The 17909-nt window shown below is 73.3% G+C and carries 11 protein-coding genes; 10 read left to right on the plus strand and 1 reads right to left on the minus strand.

The genetic code is table 11. The features are described from left to right. Positions 1–123: 123 nt before the first annotated feature. From ACZCLJ_RS19970 to ACZCLJ_RS20005, 8 genes are all read left to right on the plus strand, one after another. Positions 124–1383, plus strand: coding sequence for a Gfo/Idh/MocA family protein (locus ACZCLJ_RS19970; RefSeq protein WP_463105026.1), 1260 nt, complete (start codon positions 124–126; stop codon positions 1381–1383). Beyond that, a complete protein-coding gene (locus tag ACZCLJ_RS19975; RefSeq protein ID WP_463105027.1) occupies positions 1380–3062 on the plus strand; it encodes a sugar ABC transporter ATP-binding protein in 1683 nt (560 codons plus the stop codon). Before ACZCLJ_RS19970 ends, ACZCLJ_RS19975 begins: the two co-directional genes overlap by 4 nt. Next, the gene (locus tag ACZCLJ_RS19980) at positions 3059–4159 is read left to right on the plus strand and encodes an ABC transporter permease (protein WP_251151822.1); all 1101 of its coding nucleotides are present in this window, start codon (positions 3059–3061) and stop codon (positions 4157–4159) included. The genes ACZCLJ_RS19975 and ACZCLJ_RS19980 overlap by 4 nt, the downstream gene beginning before the upstream one ends. Next, positions 4156–5238, plus strand: a complete 1083-nt coding sequence (locus tag ACZCLJ_RS19985; protein ID WP_251151821.1) for an ABC transporter permease — start codon at positions 4156–4158, stop codon at positions 5236–5238. Before ACZCLJ_RS19980 ends, ACZCLJ_RS19985 begins: the two co-directional genes overlap by 4 nt. A gap of 111 nt (positions 5239–5349) precedes the next feature. Then, entirely contained in the window at positions 5350–6582 is a 1233-nt protein-coding gene (locus tag ACZCLJ_RS19990) for a substrate-binding domain-containing protein (RefSeq protein WP_251151820.1), read from the plus strand. Positions 6583–6722: 140 nt separating this feature from the next. Beyond that, on the plus strand, positions 6723–7616 hold the full coding sequence (locus ACZCLJ_RS19995; RefSeq protein ID WP_463105028.1) for a sugar phosphate isomerase/epimerase family protein: 894 nt from the start codon (positions 6723–6725) through the stop codon (positions 7614–7616). A gap of 103 nt (positions 7617–7719) precedes the next feature. Then, positions 7720–13311 carry a ThuA domain-containing protein gene (locus ACZCLJ_RS20000; RefSeq protein WP_463105029.1) on the plus strand — a complete coding sequence of 1864 codons (5592 nt, stop codon included), beginning with the start codon at positions 7720–7722 and terminating at the stop codon, positions 13309–13311. Positions 13312–13580: 269 nt separating this feature from the next. Further along, positions 13581–14279 carry a hypothetical protein gene (locus tag ACZCLJ_RS20005; protein ID WP_463105030.1) on the plus strand — a complete coding sequence of 233 codons (699 nt, stop codon included), beginning with the start codon at positions 13581–13583 and terminating at the stop codon, positions 14277–14279. A 45-nt stretch (positions 14280–14324) separates the two neighbouring features. On the opposite strand, the gene ACZCLJ_RS20010 is transcribed toward ACZCLJ_RS20005, so the two are convergent. Beyond that, positions 14325–14891, minus strand: coding sequence for an N-acetyltransferase family protein (locus ACZCLJ_RS20010; protein WP_463105031.1), 567 nt, complete (start codon positions 14889–14891; stop codon positions 14325–14327). Between the two features lie 129 nt (positions 14892–15020). On the opposite strand from ACZCLJ_RS20010, the gene ACZCLJ_RS20015 reads away from it, so the two are divergent. Together ACZCLJ_RS20015 and ACZCLJ_RS20020 are read left to right on the plus strand one after the other, a co-directional pair. Beyond that, a complete protein-coding gene (locus tag ACZCLJ_RS20015) occupies positions 15021–15803 on the plus strand; it encodes a LamB/YcsF family protein (RefSeq protein WP_463105032.1) in 783 nt (260 codons plus the stop codon). Further along, the gene (locus ACZCLJ_RS20020) at positions 15800–17575 is read left to right on the plus strand and encodes a 5-oxoprolinase subunit B/C family protein (protein WP_463105033.1); all 1776 of its coding nucleotides are present in this window, start codon (positions 15800–15802) and stop codon (positions 17573–17575) included. The genes ACZCLJ_RS20015 and ACZCLJ_RS20020 overlap by 4 nt, the downstream gene beginning before the upstream one ends. The last annotated feature ends 334 nt before the right edge of the window (positions 17576–17909 follow it).

The raw sequence follows: 17909 nt of genomic DNA on the forward strand, positions 1-17909 counted from the left end.
TTCGCGGCCGGGGGCGGTGGCGTGTTCGTTCGTGATTGTTTTATGGGTGACTTCACCTAAACGAGACCACAATCGGTCGGCTTTTGGTTGACGGTCGTCAGAAGTGCCCCTACGTTGTCAGTCATGCGAGCCGACGACGTCGCGCAGGACCTGGTCGACCCGGCGCTGGTGCCGGGGACGCGGGTCCCGGGAGCGACGACCACTGCCACCGGAGCACCGACCGCCGCGTCCCCCCGCGCCGCCGCACGCCCCGAGCCCGTGCCCGCCGCCCTGCCCGCGTCCGGGTATCGCGCGGGCATCCTCGGGACCGGGTTCATGGGCGGCGTCCACGCCCGCGCCGTGCGGACCGGCGGGGGCTCCGTCACCCTCGTCGCGGCCGCCGACCTCGAGACGGCCCGTGACGGGGCCGGGGCGCTCGGCGCCCAGGCGGCCGTCGCGACCGCGGAGGAGCTCGTGACGTCGCCCGAGGTGGACGTCGTGCACGTGTGCACGCCCAACCACCTCCACGTCCAGCTCGCCCGGGCCGCCCTCCGGGCCGGCAAGCACGTCGTGTGCGAGAAGCCGCTCGCCGTCGACGTGGCGGGTGCGGAGGAGCTCGCCGCGCTCGCCGCCGAGGCCCGCGCTGCCGACGGGCGGGTCGCCGTCGTGCCGTTCGTCTACCGGTTCCACCCGATGGTCCGCGAGGCGCGCGAGCGCGTGCGCACCGGGCAGGTCGGGGCCGTCTCGCTCGTGCACGGCTCCTACCTGCAGGACTGGCTCCTGCGCGACTCCGACGACAACTGGCGCGTCGACCCCGCCCTCGGCGGCGAGAGCCGCGCGTTCGGCGACATCGGCTCGCACTTCTGCGACCTGCTCGAGTTCACCACGGGCCACCGGATCGCCCGCCTCGTCGCCCGGTCGGCGACGGTCAACCCGCTCCGCCGCGGCGCTGACGGGGTCCCGCGTCCCGTCGCGACCGAGGACCTCGTCACGCTGCAGTACGAGACGGACCGCGGCGCGCTGGGGACGGCCGTGATCTCCCAGGTGTCGGCGGGCCGCAAGAACCGCCTGCACCTCGAGATCTCGGGTACCGAGTCGACACTCTCCTTCGACCAGGAGCAGCCCGAGACCCTGTGGGAGGGGCGCCGCGACGGCAGCCGCCTGCTCGTGCGCGACCCGGAGACGCTGTCACCGGCGGCCGCGCGGTACTCCCGGCTCCCCGCAGGCCACGCCCAGGGCTACCAGGACTGCTTCGACGCGCTCGTCGCCGACACGGCCGCCGCGGTCCGCGGGACCGTCCCCGACGGGCTGCCCACGTTCGACGACGGGCTGCGCGCCGCACGGCTCGCCGCGGCCGTCGGCGAGTCCGTGCGGTCCGGCGGCTGGGTGGAGGTGCCCCGATGACCGCGACGACCACGCACGAGCCGCAGCGTCCCGCCCCCGGGGACGGCGGGCCGGAGCCGCTCCTGCGCCTGCGTGGCGTCGGCAAGGAGTTCTTCGGCAACTCCGTGCTGCGCGGCATCGACCTGGACGTGCGTCCCGGAGAGGTGCACGCGCTCGTCGGGGAGAACGGCGCCGGCAAGTCCACGCTCATGAAGATCATCGCCGGCGTCCACCGTCCCGACGGCGGCACGCTCGAGCTCGACGGGCAGGTCACGACCTTCGCGTCGCCGCTCGCCGCCCAGCACGCGGGCGTCTCGACCGTCTTCCAGGAGTTCAACCTCCTGCCCGAGCGGTCCGTCGCAGAGAACGTCTACCTCGGCCGCGAGCCGCGCCGCGCCGGGCTCGTGGACCGGCGCCGCATGCACGACGACACGGACCGGCTCCTCGCCGACCTCGGGCTGTCGAGCCTCTCGGCTCACCAGCGCGTCGGCTCGCTCTCGGTCGCGCAGCAGCAGGTCGTCGAGATCGTCAAGGCGGTGTCCTACGACGCCCGGATCATCTCGATGGACGAGCCGACCGCGGCCCTCGCCGACCAAGAGGTCGAGCTGCTCTACGAGCTCGTCCACCGGCTCAAGGAGCGCGGCGTCGCGATCCTCTACGTGTCGCACCGGCTCAAGGAGATCTTCGACCTCTGCGACACGATCACCGTGCTCAAGGACGGGAACCACGTCCTCACGACTCCCACCGCGGACATCGACCCCGACGGGCTCGTGCGCACCATGGTGGGCCGCGAGTTCGCCGGGTACTTCCCCGACAAGGACCCGGCGACCGTGCCGGGCGAGGTGCGGCTCGCGCTGGAGGACGTGGGCAACGCCCAGGTCGACGGCGTCTCCCTCGAGGTGCGCGCGGGCGAGATCGTGGCGCTCGCGGGCCTCCAGGGTTCCGGGCGCACCGAGATCGCGCACGGGATCTTCGGGATCGCGGGTTTCACGCGCGGCCGCGTGCTCGTCGGCGGGAAGCCGGTCGACGTCCGCTCGCCACGGCAGGCCGTCCGGGCCGGGCTCGCCCTGGTGACCGAGGACCGCAAGGCCGAGGGCCTCGCGCTCGGTCAGTCCATCGTCGCCAACGCGCGCCTCGTGCTGGACGCGGTGGTGCCGGGTTCGGCGGACCGTCGCGCCCGCCGCATCCCCGGCATCCTCACCTCGCTCGAGCTCGTCGCGAGCTCGCAGGAGGCGGAGGTCCAGTACCTGTCGGGCGGCAACCAGCAGAAGGTCGTCCTGGCCAAGTGGCTCGTGACGGACCCGCAGGTCATCGTCCTCGACGAGCCGACGCGGGGCATCGACGTGGGCGCGAAGCGCGCGGTGTACGACCTCATGCGCGAGCTCACCGCGCAGGGCGTGGCCGTCCTCGTCATCTCCTCGGAGCTGCCCGAGGTCGTCGCCATGGCCGACCGCATCCTCGTGATGCGCGACGGGCGGCTCGCCGGCGAGCTTCCCGCGGGCAGCGACGAGGAGACCGTCATGGCGCTCGCGACCGGAGCGGGCGAGGAGTCGGCGGAGCACGTCGCGGTCGACCTCGACGCCGTCGTGCACACCGACGACCTGCCCGGGCACGACGAGCCCGCAGCGGGAGCGAGCACCCGGGACGGCGCACCGACCGGCACCAGGACCGGCTCCGACGGCCCGAAGGAGGACCGATGAGCACCGCGGTCGCGACCGCCGCCCCCACCACCCGCCCCGCCGCACGACGCCGGCGGCGGATCGGGTCGACGGAGATCGTCTACCTCGCCCTCGTGGGCATCCTCGTGATCGCCGGCGTGCTCGTGGCAGCGGGCGGCGGCAACCTGTTCAGCACGGCCAACACGGCCTACATGCTCACGCAGACGAGCCTGCTCGGGTTCGTCGCGATCGGGCAGACCTTCGTCATCCTGTGCCGCTCCCTCGACCTGTCCGTCGGCTACGTCGTCGCGCTGTGCTCGATCGTCGGCGCCACGACGATGGCCGGCGACCCGTCCCGCGTGTGGCTCGGGGTGCTGGCGGCTCTCGGGGTCGCGGCCCTCGTCGGGCTGGTCAACGGGCTCGTGATCACGAAGCTGCGCGTCAACCCGTTCATCGCCACGCTCGGCGTCGGGCTGATCGTCAAGGGCTACCTCGACACCCAGTTCAAGGGTCCGGCGGGGGAGGTCCCGGCGTCGTTCCAGATGTTCGGCTACACGCGCGTCGGTCCGGTCCCGGTCTCGACGATCGTCATGCTCGTCGTCGCCGCGGTCGGCGTGGTCCTGCTCACGCGCACCAGGCCCGGCTACCACATGTTCGCCGTCGGCGGGAACGCCGACGTGGCGCGGCTCTCGGGCATCCGGACCGACCGGACGCTGATCCTCGCGCACGTGCTCTGCTCGGTGTGCGCGGGGGTCGCGGGGCTGCTCATCGCCGCGCGCTTCGGCACGGGCAACGCGCTCGTGTACTCCTACGGCCTCGACCTCGACTCGATCGCCGCCGTCGTCCTCGGGGGCACCCTGCTGCTGGGCGGTCGTGGATCGGTCGTCGGCACCGTCGGGGGCGTGCTGATCCTCGCCGTGCTCGACACGGTGTTCAACGTGCTCGACGTCGACCCGTTCTTCAAGGACGTCCTGCGTGGCGTCGTGATCATCGCCGCCGTGGCCCTCTACGCCCGCCGCCAGATCGACCCGGCGAGCAGCCGCGCCCGGTTCCGGTCGGGCGGCCGCGGGGCGCCACCGGGCGCCGAGCCGTCCCGACCCGCCACCCCGACGACCACCGCAGGAGGTGCGTCCGCATGACCACCGTCGACCCGCGTCGCACCATCCCCGCGCGCGCACCTCGCGCCGGCCTCGTCGAGCGGCTCACCGCGGGCGGGAGCTGGACGGTCTTCGCCCTGCTCGTCCTGGTGTTCGTCGCGATCCTCGTGATCAACCCGTCCTTCGGCGAGCCGACGTCGCTCATGGCGTTCGTCAAGAAGGCCGCGCCGCTCGTGATCCTCGCGATCGGCCAGTACTTCGTCATCGTGTCGGGCGAGTTCGACCTCTCGGTCGGCTCCCTCGTGGGTGCGCAGGTCGTCATCGCGGCCAAGCTCATGGACGGCGAGGACTCCATGACGTGGCCCGTCATGGGGCTCATGCTCCTCTTCGGCCTCGCGGTCGGACTCGTCAACGGCCTCGTGACGACGCTGCTCAAGGTGCCGTCGTTCATCACGACGCTCGGCATGATGCTCGTCCTGTACGGGGCGATCCGGCTCTGGACCGGCGGCGCGCCGACGGGTGCCCTCACCGAGGGCTTCCGGCAGTGGGGTCGCGGGGGCGTCCCCGACAACCCGGGGCAGTTCCAGGTCCCGTGGGCACTGATGGTCGTCGTCGTGCTGGGCGTGCTCGCCGCGCTGCTCATGCGCCGCCCGTTCGGCCGCACGCTCGTCGCCACGGGCGACAACGACGTGGCCGCCGGGTACGCCGGCTCGTCGGTGTGGTGGGTGCGCACGCGGGCCTTCCTGCTCTCGGGCTTCATGGCGACCGTCGCGGCCGTCCTCATCGGCGGGTACGCGGGTGTCACCGCGCAGGTGGGGGAGGGCCTGGAGTTCATGGCCATCACAGCCGTCGTCCTCGGCGGCGTCGTCCTCGGCGGGGGCCGGGGGACCGTCGTCGCCGCCATGGCTGGGGCGCTCACGCTCGAGGCGCTGTTCACGCTGTTCAACCAGCTGAGCCTGCCGTCCACGATCCGGCCCGCCGTCCAGGGCGTCATCATCATCGCCGCCGTCGCGTACGCGGCGATGCCCCGCCGGGGCCGGCGCCGCGCAACCTCGGGCGACACCCCGACCGCCGCCGGGCCGTCCGCCGAGCCGAAGGAGCCAGCCCCCGCCCACGCCTGACGCACCCGTTCCGCCGACGCGGCGGCAGTCCCGCACCACCACGTCACCCAGCACCACCCCTTCCCCCGCACCCCGCGGGACGACGACGTCTCACCAAGGAGAGAGAAGGACATGCGACGTACACGAGCACTCCTGGCCGGCGCGGCAGTGGCGACACTGTTCCTCACCGCCGCCTGCACCACCGACACCCCGACGGACGCGCCGGAGGGCGGCGGCGAGACCTCGGCCGAGGAGACCGAGGGCGGCGAGGAGACCGGCGGCGCCGACTCCGAGTGGTTCGTCCAGGCCGACTACGACCGTCAGCTCGCGCAGCGCGACATCGAGCCCGAGGGGCCGGCCGACCAGCCGTGGCTCCAGGCGATCGAGCCCGAGTACGTGGACACCGCCGAGTTCGCGAGCGAGGGCGGCGGCAAGACGCTGTGCTTCTCCAACGCGTCGGTCTCGAACCCGTGGCGCGTGACCGGCTTCATCACGATGCAGCAGCAGGTCGACGTCCTCACGGAGGAGGGCGTCATCGGCGAGTTCCGCGTGTCCGACGCGGCCGACGACGACAACAAGCAGATCTCCGACATCCAGGCGTTCGTCGCGGCCGGCGACTGCGACGCGATCATCGTGTCCCCGTCGACCACCGCGACGCTCACGCCGGCGGTCGAGGCCGCCTGCGAGTCCGGCAAGCCCGTCATCGTGTTCGACCGTGGCGTCAACACCGACTGCATGGTGACCTTCATCCACCCGATCGGCGGCTACGCGTACGGTGCCGACGGCGCCGAGTACCTCGTCGACAACCTCGACGAGGGCTCGACGGTCCTCGCCCTGCGCATCCTCCCGGGCGTCGACGTCCTGGAGAACCGCTGGGCCGCGGCCGACAAGATCTTCTCCGAGTCGGGCCTCGAGGTCGTCGGGCAGGAGTTCACCGGCGGCGACGCCGCGCAGATCAAGGACATCGTCACGCAGTACCTGCAGCGTGGTGACGTGGACGGCATCTGGATGGACGCGGGCGACGGCGCCGTCGCCGCGGTCGAGGCGTTCGAGGACGCCGGCAAGCCGTACCCGGTGTTCATGGGCGAGGACGAGATGAGCTTCCTGCGCAAGTGGCAGGAGACCGACATGAACGCGATCGGGGCGGTGTACTCCAACTTCCAGTGGCGCACCCCGATCCTCGCCGCGCAGATGATCTGGGCCGGCGAGGAGGTCCCCTCCGAGTGGGTCCTCCCGCAGGTCCCGATCGAGGCCGACGAGCTCGACGCGTACCTCGAGGCGAACTCCGAGATGCCGTCGCTGCACTACGCGAAGTTCGGCGGCGAGGACCTGCCGGGATACCCCGAGGCCTGGACGGACCGCTGACCGACCCGCTGACCGACCGCGGGCGGTCCTGGACGGACCGCCCGCCGCCCGGTGCCCGACGGCGGACCGCCACCTCCTCCGCGGAGGCGACGGCCCGTCGTCGGGCACCCGGGCACGGACCACCGACGAGAGAGAGCGACGTGGCTCTACCGGACCGACCCGCCCTGCGCCCCCGCCGCCTCGGCGTCAACACCTGGGTGTGGACCTCCCCGCTCACCGACGCGTCCCTGCGCGAGATCGCGCCGCGCGTCGCCGGCTGGGGGTTCGACGTGCTCGAGCTCCCCGTCGAGAACCTCGGCGACTGGGACCCGTCGCTCGCGGCGCGCGTCCTCGCCGACCACGGTCTCGGGGCGAGCGTGTCGCTCGTCATGGGCGACGGGCGCGAGCTCGTCGCGACCGACGCCGCGACCGTCCGGTCCACGCAGGACTACCTGCGCCGCGTCGCCGACGCCGCGCGCACGGTCGGGGCGCCCGTGATCGGCGGACCGGCGTACGCGTCGGTCGGCCGCACGTGGCGGCTGAGCCCCGCGGAGCGCGAGGCCGCCTACGACGAGCTCGCCGAGAACCTCGGACCCGTGGTCGAGCACGCCGTCGGGGCGGGCGTGGTCGTCGGGCTCGAGCCGCTCAACCGGTACGAGACGAGCCTGGTCAACACGGTCGACCAGGGCCTCGAGGTCGTGCGGCGACTGCCCGCCGAGGGCATCGGCCTGATGCTCGACATCTACCACATGAACATCGAGGAGACGGACCTGCCCGCCGCCGTGCGGCGCGCGGGCGAGCGCATCGCGCACGTCCAGGTCTGCGGCAACGACCGCGGTGCACCCGGCGCCGACCACCTCGACTGGCCCGCGTTCCTTGCCGCGCTCGACGAGACGGGCTACGACGGCCCGCTCGTGATCGAGTCCTTCACGGCCGAGAACGCGACGATCGCCACCGCCGCCTCGATCTGGCGGCCGCTGGCCCCGACCCAGGACGCCATCGCCGTCGATGGCCTGGCCCACCTGAAGGGACTGATGCCCGTACCGGAGCCCTGACAGTCGTAGGACGACCGCCGGCGCCGGCACGCCGCGGGATGACGACCACCCTGACCGGGCGACGACGCCCGGTCCCGCACGTCATGCCCCTGGAGGCACCACGATGACCGCACGACGTCCCCGCAGGGGGAGGTCCGTCGCGGCCCTGACCATCGGAGCGCTGGCGTTCACGCTCGCGCCCGTCACGATGGCCACGGCCGACGTCGTACCGATCGAGCCCGACGACGAGCACAAGGTGCTCATCTTCACCAAGACGACCCAGTTCCGGCACACCGAGGCGATCACGCAGGGCACCCCGGTGCTCGAGGCCGCGTTCGCCGAGGTGGGCATCGAGTCCGACCACACGGAGGACTCGAGCGTCTTCACCGACGAGGGACTCGCCGAGTACGACGCCCTCGTCATGTTCCAGACCTCGGGCGACCCGTGGGACGCGGACCAGAAGGCCGCTCTGGAGCGCTACCAGCAGGCGGGCGGCGGCATCGTCGCCATCCACAACGCCACTGACATGCGCGGCAGCTACCAGTGGTGGGACGACATGATCGGCGCGCTGATGCCCGGTCACGCCGCCACCGGGACGAGCCCCGGCCTGCCCGGCACGGTCCGCGTCGAGGACCGGACGCACCCGTCCACGGAGCACCTCCCGCAGCGCTGGGACCGTGCCGATGAGTGGTACAACTTCTCCGCGAACGTGCGGGGCGACGCGCACGTGCTCGCGACGATGGACGAGTCGACCTACGCCCCGGGCGGCAACGCCATGGGCTACGACCACCCCATCTCGTGGTGCAAGCCCTACGACGGCGGCCGCGCCTGGATGACCGGCATGGGCCACTTCGGTGCGCACTACACGGACGAGCCCGACTTCGTGCAGCACCTCGTCGGCGGCGTGCAGTGGGCCGCGGGCCTGGTCGAGGGCGACTGCGGCGGCACGGACTGGAGCCAGTTCGAGAAGGTCGCGCTCGACACGAACACGAGCGCCCCGTTCGGCATCGACATCGCGCCCGACGGCCGCGTGTTCTACACCGAGCTGGTGCGCGGGCAGATCCGCGTCTACGACCCGCGGACGCAGAACACGACGACGGCGCTCACGATCCCGGTCTACTCGGGCGGCGAGGACGGGCTCCTCGGTCTCGCGCTCGACAAGGACTTCGCGACCAACGGGTACCTCTACCAGTACTACTCACCGGCGAGCGAGGACGACTCGGACCCCGCGAACTTCGTCAGCCGCGTCTCGCGGTTCACGGTGACGTCGGACGGACCGGGTGCGACCGTCATCGACCCGGCGTCGGAGGTCGTGGTCATCGAGATCCCCGCCGGGCGTCTGCCCGACGAGCCGGGCCACACCGGCGGTGGGATCATCGTCGACCCGGCGAGCGGTGACCTGTACATCGGCGTCGGCGACGACGTGAACCCGCACTCCGAGCCGTCGGGCGGCTACGCGCCCCTCTCGGAGCGGCCCGGACGCCTGCACGACGCGCGCGCGACGTCGGCGAACACGAACGACCTGCGCGGCAAGGTCCTGCGCATCCACCCCGAGGCCGACGGCACGTACTCGATCCCCGAGGGCAACCTCTTCGACGAGGCGGCCGACGCGGACGACAAGACGCTCCCCGAGATCTACGCGATGGGCTTCCGCAACCCGTTCCGGTTCACGATCGACCCGGAGACCGGCAACCTCGGCGTCGCCGACTACTCGCCGGACAACGGGTCGGACAACCTGGCCAACCGCGGTCCCGCGGGCATCGCGGAGTGGAACCTCGTCAAGGAGGCCGGCAACTTCGGGTGGCCCCTGTGCATGGGGAACAACGAGCCGTTCCGCGACGTCGACTACCGGACGAGCCCGGTCACCGTCGGTGACTTCTTCGACTGCGACGCCCCGGTCAACGACTCGGTCCTCAACACGGGCCTGACCGAGCTGCCCCCGGCGCAGCCGGCCGACCTCTTCTACGGGTACCAGCGCTCCTCGGTGCCCGGTGCCATCAACGCGGGCGGCGGCCTCGCCCCCATGGGCGGTCCGTTCTACCAGTTCGACCCCGAGCTGGAGTCCGACACCAAGTTCCCCGAGTACTACGACGGCAAGCCCTTCTTCTACGAGTGGGCGCGCAACGCGATGTACTCGATCGACCTCAAGGACCCTGAGGCCGCTGCGGGCGCCAGCGACGTCGAGAAGGTCAACCCGTTCCTCCCCGACGAGGAGTTCCTCGCGCCGATCGACTCGAAGTTCGGGCCGGACGGCTCGATGTACGTGCTCGACTGGGGCGGCGGCTTCGGTCGCGACAACCCCAGCTCGGGCCTGCACCGGATCGACTACGTGTCGGGCTCGCGCTCGCCGGTCGCGTCGCCGACGGCGACGCCCGACTCCGGCATCGCGCCGCTCGTCGTCTCCTTCGACGGCTCGGAGAGCTCCGACCCGGAGAACGAGGACCTCACCTACGCGTGGGACTTCGACGGTGACGGCCAGACCGACTCGACCGAGGTCGCACCGAGCCACACCTACACCGCGAACGGCGTCTACGACGCCCGCCTCACGGTGACCGACACCGCGGGCAAGACCGGCACGGCCACCGTGCCGATCACGGTGGGCAACACGCGGCCCGAGGTCGACTTCGGCCTGCCGCCGACAGGGGCGTTCTTCAACTTCGGCGACGCGATCACGTGGGACGTCGCGGTGACGGACGCGGAGGACTCGCCGGACGGCGACGCGATCGACGACGAGCAGGTCGTCATCCAGCCGGCGCTCGGGCACGACGCGCACGCGCACCCGGCCGAGCCGCTCCACGGCCGCACGGGCACGGTGCAGACGAGCCTGGGCGGCGGCCACAGCGAGGACATGAACGTCTTCTACGTGATCGACGCCCGGTACACGGACAACGGGGGCGAGGGTGACGTGCCCGCGCTCACGGGCTCGGACACGACGCTCATCTTCCCGAAGAAGCGCGAGGCCGAGTTCACCGCGGCGAGCGAGGGCACGACGACGATCCCGAGCCGTGACGTCGAGGGCGGCGGGTCCGTCATCACCGGCGCCGACGGCGCGTGGGCGTCGTACGACCCCGTGAGCCTGTACGGCGTCGAGGCGCTCAACCTGCGGGTCGCCTCGGCGGCCGAGGGCACGGTCGAGCTGCGTCGCGACGCCCCGGACGGGGAGCTGCTCGGCACGGCCGAGATCCCGCAGACCGGGCTCGGCACGTTCACCGACGTGCGCGTCGAGGCGACGGACCCCATGGAGCCGTTCACGCTCTACGTCGTCTTCCCCGGTGCGGGCGAGCGCCGCCTCAACTTCATCGAGGCGGACGGCAAGGCCGTGTCGGACACGACGCGCCCGAAGGTCAGCATCACCGCGCCCGAGGCGGGAGTCCGGCTCGAGCAGGGCGAGATCACGGTGACGGCGGAGGCCGACGACACCGAGAACACGGTCACCGAGGTCGAGTTCTTCGTCGACGGCGAGTCGATCGGGACGGACACCGAGGCACCGTACGAGGCGACGTGGGAGGTGACCGAGGACGACAACTACGAGCTGACCGCGGTCGCCACCAACGACAAGGGCCTGTACACCCGCTCCCGCATCGTGGTCGCCCAGGTCGGCGACCTCTTCGCCGGCATGAAGACCTTCACCAACGCGAACGGGACGTTCGAGCAGCTCGCCGAGGGCAGGTACCTCGTCACGTCGGGCGGCGCGAACATGTGGCAGGGGACGAACGAGTACTCCTCCATCTACCGGGAGCAGGCCGCCGACGAGAACTGGTCGGCGACGGTGCGGATCAACAGCCAGGGCAACTCGAACGGGTCCGCCAAGGCGGGGATCATCGTCCGCAACGACGTCACCCAGGCGGGCAGCTCGCAGGGTTACGCGGCGCTCGGCATCCGCCCCAGCGGCGGGTTCGAGTGGTTGCGCGGCAACGCGAGCGGCCAGCTCGCGACGTCGACCAGCGCCAGCACGACGAGCTACCCCGCGTGGGTGCGCATCGTCCGTGACGGCGACCTGTACACGGCCTCCTGGAGCAAGGACGGGGAGACGTTCACCCAGATCGGCGAGCCGCAGACGCTCCCGGGCGCCGCGGCCGTCCAGGACGTGGGCATGTTCGTCACCGCCCACAGCACGACCACGACCAGCGCGGTCGAGTTCCAGGGCTTCGTCTTCGACGACGACCCGACCACGCCGGAGGAGCCGGGCGAGCAGACACCGCCGCAGTGCCTCGCGCACGCGTCGGACGAGTTCGACGGCGACGAGCTCGACGGTCGGTGGACCGTCGTGCGCCAGGCCGAGGGCAGCGCGATCGGCGTCGCCGACGGCCACGCGGTCCTGCCGGTCGTCCAGGGCGACATCAACGAGGCGGTGACCGGTCCGATCAGCTACCTCGGTCAGCCCGCGCCCGCCGGTGCCTGGACGCTGGAGACGAAGCTCGACGTGCCGCTCGCGCGGCACTGGCAGCACGCAGGCCTCCTGGTGCACGTGGACGACGACGAGTACACCAAGCTCGCGTTCACGAAGAACCAGAACGGCAACCGCTTCCTCGAGTTCCAGACCGAGACGGGCGGTACGCGGACCTGGCACGGCCAGGAGAACGTCGCCGCGGACTTCCCCTCGGCCATCCACCTGCGCCTCGTGTCCGACGGGGAGCAGATCACGGCGGCGTACTCCGCCGACGGCGAGACGTGGTCCGACCTCGACGGGGCCGCCCCGGTGAAGGACGGCGCGACGTTCGGCGTCATGGCGGGCGGTGACACCGCCACGGCGGACACCGTCGCACGGGTCGACTACGTCCGCGTCAGCGGTGCGGAGCCGGACGACGGCGTGCGCGAGCCGAGCGACGAGTTCGAGGGCGACGCCCTCGACGGCTGCCGCTGGGACGCGGTCGTGCGGTACGACGGCACGAAGGCCGCGGTCGCCGACGGCGAGCTGCGCATCACCACCCAGCCGGGCGACATCAACGCCGCCGCCAACGGCGACCCGCGCAACTTCGTCCTCCAGACGGCACCGGAGGGCGACTGGGTCGCCGAGACGCGGTTCGAGGCGCCGCTCGCGCACCGCTGGCAGCTCGCCGGGCTGCTCGCGTACGCGGACGACGACAACTACGTCAAGCTCGACGTGGTCGCCAAGAACGCGCCGGGTGCCGCGCTGAACCTGGGTGCCGAGCTCGTCTCGGAGAAGGGCGCCCAGTTCGGCAACGGCGGCAACCGTGCGCTGGAGATCGCGGACTCCACGGAGTCCGGGTACTGGTACCTGCGGCTGGAGAAGACCGGCACGACGTACCAGGGCTGGGTGAGCGACGGCGGCGTGAGCTGGGAGCCCCTCGGGGAGCCGGTGACGAACGACGTGCCGCTCACCTCGATCGGCGTCATGGCGATCGGCCCGGAGCAGGAGACGCCCGTCACCGTGGCGTTCGACTGGTTCCGGCTCACGGCCGGTGACGAGGAGCCCGCGGTGGCGGTCGAGGCCGAGGCCTCGGTCCGCTGTCTCGCCGGCAAGGCGTACGTCGCGGTCCGCGCGACGAACGCCGACGAGGCGGCCGCGGCGATCACCCTCGCCACGCCGTACGGCACGAAGGAGTTCGGCGAGGTCGCGGTCGGCACGAGCGCGTACCAGTCGTTCGCCGTCCGTGCCGCGGACGTCGAGGCGGGCGCTGCGACCGTCACGGCGACGATCGGGGACAGGACGGCCACCCTCGAGGTGCCGTTCGACGCCCACACCTGCGGGTGACGACCGCCGGTGGCGGGCCTGCAGGCCCGCCACCGGCACCCCTCGCCCGCGCGGACGGACCGCGCGGGACGACCACGACCACAGGACGGGACGACGACATGGCACAGCGGACCGGGGGCCGGCCCTCCACCACGCGGGCACCGCGCACCGGAGCACGTCCGGCGCCGAGGCGCCCGACCGAGCGCGCGACGCCGTCCGCGGCCCGTTCCCGTCCTGCCGACCGGGGCGGTGCCGGCCGCCCCGAGCCTCGGCCACCGGCGCACGTCCGCGTGCGCCGGTGGCTGCAGGGCGCCGGACCACGCGGCTGGGTCCTGGTCGCCGCCGGGGTGTTCGCGGTCGCCGTGGTGGTCGTCGTCCTCGTCGTCGCGCTGACGCGCGGCGACGGCGACGAGCCCGCCGACGGCGCGTTCGCCGTCGACCCGGCACGCGTCGCCGAGCTCGAGGCCGCCGAGGTCGAGCGCGACGCCGAGAACCTCACGGCCTCGATCGAGCACGCACGCCACGTCCAGGCCGAGCTCGTGCCGGTGCTGCACGACCTCCACGCGGTGCTTCCGGTGGACGGCACGACCGCGACGCCGCCCACCGCCGAGGACGTGGCGTCGTGGCGCGCGGAGCTCGACGCGCTGACGGGCGAGACCGAGAACCTCGCGAGCGGGACCTCCGAGCACAACATCGTGCGGAACGGGATGCTCACCTCGCTCGAGCTGATCGGCGACACGGTCGACGCCGTCGACCTCGCGCGCTCGGCGGACGCGAGCGCCGCGCCGGACCTCTACGCCCTCGCCGGCGAGCTGCGCTCGCGCGCGGTCGAGACCTGGGGCCTCGCGGCGATCCAGCTGGATCTGCGCGCCGTCGCGGCCGACCAGGGCCACGTGCACGTCTTCCTGCCCGTGCGACCGGGCGACTCGCTCGACGGCGGCCTCGACATGCACGGTGGGGAGCCCCAGGACGACGGCCACGACCACTGAGCGGCACCGCGACCGCCCGGCCGGGTGCCGGCAGGACGCGACCGGTCAGGCGCCGTGCACCATGACGACGTCGGAGTGCTCCTCGCCGCCCACGACGTACGTCCGCTCCCCGACGAGGGCGAAGCCGCTCTTGCGGTAGAAGGCCTGCGCGCGGGCGTTGAGCACGTTGGTGCCGAGCCACACCCTCCGGCCGGGGGCGAGCGCGGCGGCGGCGTCGCGCGCGGCCGCCATCAGCGCGGCCGCGACGCCCGTCCCCTGCGCCTCGGGGTGCACGTAGATCTTCGAGAGCTCCACCGCCTCGCCGGGTCCGACGGCCCGGGCGACGTCGGCGTCGTCGGGCACCGCGCGGACGAGCAGCGCGTACCCGACGAGGTGGCTGTCGCGACCGCTCCCGCGGGAGTCCGCGACGAGCAGCACGTGGTCGGCGCTCGCGGCCCACGCCCGGAAGCGGTCGGGCGAGAGCTGTACCGCGACGTGCTCGGCGATCGCCTGCGGTGACGTACCGGGCGGGCACGCGAGCGGGAACGTCAGCGCGGCGAGCCGGGCGAGGGACGGCGCGTCGTCGGGCGTCGCGGTCCGCACGCGCGGTGCCGCGAGGTCGGGATCGGTCACGACGGCGAATGTACCCGGCGGCCGGGACGCCCGGCACGACCGGCACTCTCCGCCGCGTACCGTGCGCGCCACGTCCTGGCGGTGCTGCGCGGTGCGCCCTGACGCCGGTGGCGACGGCATGATGGGAGAGTGACGCGCATCGATCTCAACGCGGACCTCGGCGAGGGCTTCGGCCCCTGGGCGTTCACCGACGACGCCGCCCTCCTCGGCCTGGTGACCAGCGCGAACGTCGCGTGCGGCTTCCACGCCGGGGACCCGGGGACCATGCGCGCGGTCACGCGCGACGCGGTGGCCGCCGGCGTGAGCGTCGGGGCGCACGTCGGCTACCGCGACCTCGCCGGGTTCGGCCGCCGCTTCCTGGACGTCGCCCCGGCCGAGCTCACCGACGACGTGCTCTACCAGCTGGCGGCGCTCGACGGGTTCGCGCGCGTCGCCGGTGACCGGGTCCGGTACGTCAAGCCGCACGGCGCCCTCTACAACGCGATCGTGCGCCACGAGGGGCAGGCGGGTGCCGTCGTCGACGCGGTGCGCGAGTACGACCCGACGCTGCCCGTCGTCGGCCTCCCGGGTTCGGCCGTCCTGCGCCTCGCCGAGGAGGCGGGGCTCCCCACCGTGCGCGAGGCCTTCGCCGACCGTGGCTACCTCCCGACGGGCGAGCTCGTGCCCCGCGGGCGCGACGGCGCTGTCCTGCACGACGCCACCGAGGTCGCCGCGCGCGTCGTCGGCCTCGTGACGGGCGGCACGGTGCGCGCCGTCGACGGGACGCCGGTCCGCGTCGTCGCCGACTCCGTCTGCCTGCACTCCGACACCCCGGGTGCTGTCGACCTCCTCCGTGCGGTGCGGCGCGCGCTCGAGGAGGCGGGTGTCGTCGTGCGGGCGTTCGCCGGCGGGGACGAGAGGGAGGCGCCGTGACACGAGGCGGGGACGTGCGCCGCTACGGCGAGACGGCGTTCCTCGTCGACCTCCCCGACCTTGCCGCGGTGCGCGCGCTCGACCGCTGCCTGACGTCCGACCGCCCGGGCGAGGTGCTCGACGTCGTCCCCGCCGCGCGGACCGTCCTCGTCACCTTCCGGGACCCGGCCGGCTCGCCGACGGTCGAGCGCTGGGTCCGCGAGGCGCTGGGGCGCACCGCCGACCGGCACGCCGCACCGAGGGCCGGTGCCGCCGGCACGGACGACGCCGCTACGGTGGCCGGCAGCCCCGGCGAGACGCCGGTGGCCGGGGCCGCGGTGGTCGAGCTCCCCGTGGTCTACGACGGCGCCGACCTGGCGGACGTCGCGGCATGGGCCGGCGTCAGCGAGGCAGAGGTCGTCGCACGGCACGCCGACCGGGAGTACGAGGCCGCATTCGGCGGCTTCGCGCCCGGTTTCGTCTACCTCGTCGGTGTCGACCCCGTGATCGCGGCGCCGCGGCTCGTCACCCCGCGCCCGCGGGTGCCCGCGGGCGCCGTGGCACTCGCGGGGGAGCTCACCGCCGTCTACCCGACGTCGTCGCCCGGAGGCTGGCGGCTGCTGGGCACGACCGGCGAGCGCATGTTCGACGTCGACCGGGTCCCGCCCGCGCTCGTGGCGCCGGGTGCGAGGGTCCGGTTCCTGCCCACGAGAGCCGTGGTCGCCGGGAGCGGTCCCGGCGCACGCGGAACGGACCCGGAGGCAACCGTCGCCGGGACGGCAGTCGGCACGGCTGCCGGGGACGCGGCCCGCTCAGCGGCCGACGGTCGGGGCGACGCCCCCGCCGACCGCCCTTCCGAAGGCGGCACGGCCGGTGCCCCCGGAGGCCCTTCTGCCCGCGCCCGTGGACGACGGCCTGCGCTGACCGTGGTCTCGGCCGGACCGCTGGCCCTCGTCGAGGACGCGGGTCGTCCCGGGCTCGGAGCGATCGGGGTCGGGCCCTCCGGCGCCGCCGACCGCGGGGCGGCGGCCCTCGCCAACCGGCTCGTCGGGAACGACCGGACCGCAGCGCTCCTCGAGGTGACGCTCGGGGGTCTGACGCTGCGGTTCGACGCACCCGCCGTCGTGGCGCTGACCGGTGCCGACTCACCCGCGACGGTCGACGGGACGCCCGTCGGCCGGCATGCCGCGCTGCGGGTACGGGCGGGCGCCGTCCTGAGCCTCGCGACGCCGTCGCACGGGGTGCGTACCTACGTCGCCGTGCGGGGAGGTGTGGACGTCGACCCCGTGCTCGGGTCGCGCTCGCGCGACGTCCTCTCCGGACTGGGGCCGCAGCCGCTCGCCGCAGGCGACGTGCTCCGGGTCGGCGTGGCCGGCGGCGTCCCTGCCCCGGTCGAGACCGCTCCGGTCCGTCACGAGGCCGGCGTGCTGCGGCCGGGCGAGCGCCACGTGGTGCTTCCCGTCCTCGCCGGGCCTCGGCCTGACTGGTTCCTGCCCGGCGCGTGGCGGGCGCTCGGCGCGCTGCGCACGGTCACCGCGGACAGCAACCGCGTAGCCCTGCGCCTCGACGGCCAGGCGGTCCCGCGCCGTGGTGGGGAGCTGCCGTCGGAGGGTGTCGTGCGAGGAGCGGTCCAGATTCCGCCGGACGGACGACCCGTCGTCTTCCTCGCCGACCATCCCGTGACCGGTGGGTATCCGGTGATCGGGGTCCTCACGGAGGAGGCCGCGGATCGTGCCGGACAGCTGCGTCCGGGGGAGGCGGTCCGCCTGCGAGGGGTGCGCCCGGGATCCTGACCAGGACGGCCGACGGGTGCGCGGGCGGGGTCGGGGCACCGCTCCCGGGCAGGTCCGCACGATGTGCGCCGGGTCACCGGAGCGCGGCTTGACCACGCCGCGCAGAGCCGCGTAATGTTCTGGATGTCGGCCCGACAGGGAGGAACAGACACCGCGACGGTGGCTGGTCCCGGGGCCAGAATCCTTCCTTCGCAGGACGTTCCGTCGACAGACGTGCGTCGGCGACCACTCTGCGTGACCGGGGCGACGAGCCCGGGTTGAGAAGCCGAGAAGGACCTGGTAGGGTTGAGAAGTTGCCCCAAGCGAGGTTGGGCCTGAGGGTCTGGCTGAGTTG

The organism is Cellulosimicrobium sp. So1_17 (assembly GCF_055181235.1).

Excerpts from the sequence above, each read along its gene's own strand:
- ACZCLJ_RS19970 (WP_463105026.1), top strand. The coding sequence starts at position 124 with ATGCGAGCCGACGACGTCGCGCAGGACCTGGTCGACCCGGCGCTGGTG.
- ACZCLJ_RS19975 (WP_463105027.1), top strand. The coding sequence starts at position 1,380 with ATGACCGCGACGACCACGCACGAGCCGCAGCGTCCCGCCCCCGGGGAC.
- ACZCLJ_RS19980 (WP_251151822.1), top strand. The coding sequence starts at position 3,059 with ATGAGCACCGCGGTCGCGACCGCCGCCCCCACCACCCGCCCCGCCGCA.
- ACZCLJ_RS19985 (WP_251151821.1), top strand. The coding sequence starts at position 4,156 with ATGACCACCGTCGACCCGCGTCGCACCATCCCCGCGCGCGCACCTCGC.
- ACZCLJ_RS19990 (WP_251151820.1), top strand. The coding sequence starts at position 5,350 with ATGCGACGTACACGAGCACTCCTGGCCGGCGCGGCAGTGGCGACACTG.
- ACZCLJ_RS20000 (WP_463105029.1), top strand. The coding sequence starts at position 7,720 with ATGACCGCACGACGTCCCCGCAGGGGGAGGTCCGTCGCGGCCCTGACC.